The following is a 3,412-nucleotide window of genomic DNA, read 5'->3' as shown; positions in this document are numbered from 1 at the left end:
CGTCCATGGCGCCACTCTGCTCCATGGTTTCCGGCTGCTGAGCGGGCGGCAGCTCGTCTTCGTCGTCATTGCCACAGCCTGCCAGCGTGAGCGAGGTCACGGTAGCCAACATGCCCAGCGCGATGAGATGTTTACGCTTGAACGTCGGTTTGTCTTGCTTATCCATAAGACCTGCCTCCTTCGTGTCCGTTGAACGTCCCGAGATGCGCCTGCCTGGCTTGTCCGGCCGCTCCCTGGCCGTTTCTCGAGATTATAAAGTCGAACGGAGACTTTCACTTCTCGTGCCAAAAACATAAAAAAATAAAAAAATTTATATAAAACATCACCTTATAAAATAAGTCGCACTGACGTCGATTTAACCTACGCTATATCGGAGGGGGATAGAAATGACACATGTAACGTTAGTTCGCTGCATCGTTCAGGGGCGTTGTGACACATAGGCCAGCCTTATGTATAATAATTGGTAATAAATTCAGCATTGATTGCTAATTTTTGATTATTTAATCGTAGTCATGCGCCCTTCTACGCCTCTTTTCACGACCAAGCCCGGTCGTGCACGCTGCAAGGGCTGCAACAAGATTATTCAACAATAAGGTTCCATCGATGGAAGAAACACGTCCTGTCAAGATTCAGGTACGCGGCTTGAGCAAGGTGTTCGGCAAGCAACCCAAGAGGGCCCTCGAACTACGTGACCAGGGACTGAAACGCCCCGACATCCTCGAAAAGACCGGCCAGACCCTGGGCCTTTCCAATATCTCCTTCGATGTCTATGAAGGAGAGCTTCTGGTCATCATGGGATTGTCGGGCTCGGGCAAGTCGACGCTGATTCGCTGCCTGAACCGACTGATCGATTCCACCGAAGGCGATATCGTCATCGACGGGGAGAACATTCCCACCCTGGGTGAAAAGGCGCTGCTGGAGTGTCGCCGGCGCCACTTCTCGATGGTCTTTCAGAACTTCGCCCTCTTCCCCCACCGTACGGTCCAGCAAAACGCCGAGTTCGGCCTCGAGATTCGCGGCATCGACAAGGCCAAGCGGCGCGAGATCGCCCACGGTGCGTTGCAACAGGTGGGCCTGGGCGGCTGGGAAGATGCCTACCCCAACCAGCTTTCCGGCGGCATGCAGCAACGCGTGGGCCTTGCCCGGGCGCTGGCCAACGATGCAAGCGTTTTGCTGATGGACGAGGCGTTCTCGGCGCTCGACCCCTTGATTCGTAAGGACATGCAGCAGGAGCTTCTGCAACTTCAGACCCGCATGCAGAAGACCACCGTCTTCATCACCCACGACCTGGACGAGGCGCTCTCCATCGGGGATCGCATCGTGCTGCTCAAGGATGGCGAAGTGGTGCAGATCGGTACGCCCGAGGAGATTCTCACCCAACCGGCCGACGACTACGTGCGCCGCTTCATCGAAGGGGTGGATCGCGCACGCATCCTGACCGCCGAAAGCGCCATGCGCCCGGTACACACCAGCGCCCGCGACAGCGACGGCCCGCGCACCGCGCTGCACCGCATGCGCGACTACAGCCTGGACTCCATCTACGTGACCGACCGCGACCGCCGCCTGCTCGGGCTTTTGGAGGCGGACGCCGCCAGCCGTGCCATCGAGGAGCGCGCCGACAGGCTCACCGCCTACCTGACCCAGGATTTTCGCCGAGTATCACCGGACGAACCGCTCCAGAACCTGTTCGCCATGTTCAGTGAAAAGAGCTACCCCATCGCCGTGGTGGATGACGAGCAGCGCCTCTTGGGCGTCGTCGTCAAGGGCGCGGTATTGCACGAACTGGCACGAGCAGGAGAAGAGCATTGATGGATATCCCACGCATCCCCCTGGGCAGCTGGATCGAGAGCGGCCTGCGCTGGCTGACCAGCGAGTACTCCGTCGTCACCCGGGGCATTTCCCGGTTCACCCAGAGCGGCATCAACGGCTTGAACGATGGCCTGATGTGGCTACCCGACTGGGCGCTGATGGCGCTGATCGCCCTGCTGTGCTGGCGCCTGGCGAGCATTCGCCTGGCCATCGGTGCCGTGGCGGGCCTGGCCCTGATCTGGAACCTGGGGCTCTGGAACCCGATGATCGAGACCCTGACGCTGGTGGTGATCGCCACCCTGGTCGCGGTGGTGATCGCGCTTCCGATCGGCATCGTCGCGGCGCTTTCCGAGCGTCTGTACCGGGTGATCATGCCGGTGCTCGATTTCATGCAGACCATGCCGGCCTTCGTCTACCTGATTCCGGCCATTCCTTTCTTCGGCATCGGCGCGGTATCGGCGATCTTCGCCACCGTGATCTTCTCCATGCCGCCGGCGATCCGTTTCACGACCCTCGGCATTCGCCAGGTGCCGACGGAGCTGATCGAGGCCGCCGATGCCTATGGCGCCACTCGAGGGCAGAAGCTCTTCAAGGTGCAGTTGCCGTTGTCGCTGCCCACGGTGATGGCGGGCATCAACCAGACCATCATGCTGGCGCTCTCGATGGTGGTGATCGCGGCGATGATCGGCGCCGACGGGCTGGGCAGCGAAGTGTGGCGCGCCATCCAGCGCCTGCGCCCCGGCGATGGTTTCGAGGCCGGCATCGCGGTGGTCATCCTGGCCATGCTGCTCGACCGGCTGACCCAGTCGCTGCGCAAGTCGCGCCGCTGACGAACATGCGGGCTCGAGATGACGCTTGAGCGGTACACGCGTCGCACGAGCCGCCATGTCCGACAAGCGCCAGGCGGTTTCGGCCGCAGTGCTTGTCGCACCACGAGGCCTCGGCCTCGATTCACAAGAGTGTCAATCACCAACAAGGGAAACATCGCATGAAAACACGTCTACAAGCGTCGATTCGTCTCGCTTCTCTCGGTTTGCTCGCCACGACCGGTCTCGCCGGCGGCTTGGCCCAAGCCCAGGACAAGGGCACGGTCAACCTCGCCTACGTCGAATGGTCCTCGGAAGTGGCCTCCACCAACGTGGTGGCCGCCGTGCTCGAGCAGGCCGGCTTCGACGTGAACCTGACCTCGCTCTCGGCGGCGGCCATGTTCCAGGCGCTCTCCACCGGCGATGCCGACGCGATCGTCGCGGCCTGGCTGCCCACTACCCACGCCGAGTACATGGAGCGCATCGGTGACAGCGTCGAGGACCTGGGGCCGAACCTGGACGGCACCAAGCTCGGCCTGGTGGTGCCCGCCTACACCGAGGTGGACTCCATTGCCGATCTCAACGACAACGCGGCGCTGTTCGACAGCGAGATCATCGGTATCGACCCGGGGGCGGGCCTGATGGGCCTGGCCGAGGAGGTCGTGGATACCTATGACCTCGATTTGCGCCTGCGCAGCGGCAGCGACGCCACCATGGTGGCCGCGCTCTCCAACGCGATCGACAACGAGGAAGACATCGTCGTGACCAGCTGGACGCCGCACTGGATGTTCGCGCGC

At 61.4% G+C, this 3,412-nt stretch carries 3 protein-coding genes; all 3 read left to right on the top strand.

What is annotated here, in order from left to right; translation table 11 throughout:
* Nucleotides 1–603: 603 nt before the first annotated feature.
* Nucleotides 604–1,809, top strand: a complete 1,206-nt coding sequence (locus tag BIS11_RS13330) for a glycine betaine/L-proline ABC transporter ATP-binding protein (RefSeq protein ID WP_253424416.1) — start codon at nucleotides 604–606, stop codon at nucleotides 1,807–1,809.
* Nucleotides 1,809–2,639 (top strand): proline/glycine betaine ABC transporter permease, encoded by an 831-nt coding sequence (locus tag BIS11_RS13325; RefSeq protein ID WP_253424419.1) that lies wholly within the window; start codon nucleotides 1,809–1,811, stop codon nucleotides 2,637–2,639. Before BIS11_RS13330 ends, BIS11_RS13325 begins: the two co-directional genes overlap by 1 nt.
* Before the next feature lie 158 nt (nucleotides 2,640–2,797).
* On the top strand, nucleotides 2,798–3,412 hold a 615-nt coding region (locus BIS11_RS13320; RefSeq protein ID WP_253586248.1), incomplete at its 3' end, for a glycine betaine ABC transporter substrate-binding protein.

This window comes from Halomonas sp. 707D4 (genome assembly GCF_024158685.1).
Classification (GTDB): Bacteria; Pseudomonadota; Gammaproteobacteria; order Pseudomonadales; family Halomonadaceae; genus Vreelandella.
Note: the sequence above shows the minus strand (reverse complement) of the source record. Positions and strands in the feature narration are given on the sequence as shown.

Excerpts from the sequence above, each read along its gene's own strand:
- BIS11_RS13330 (WP_253424416.1), top strand. The coding sequence starts at position 604 with ATGGAAGAAACACGTCCTGTCAAGATTCAGGTACGCGGCTTGAGCAAG.
- BIS11_RS13325 (WP_253424419.1), top strand. The coding sequence starts at position 1,809 with ATGGATATCCCACGCATCCCCCTGGGCAGCTGGATCGAGAGCGGCCTG.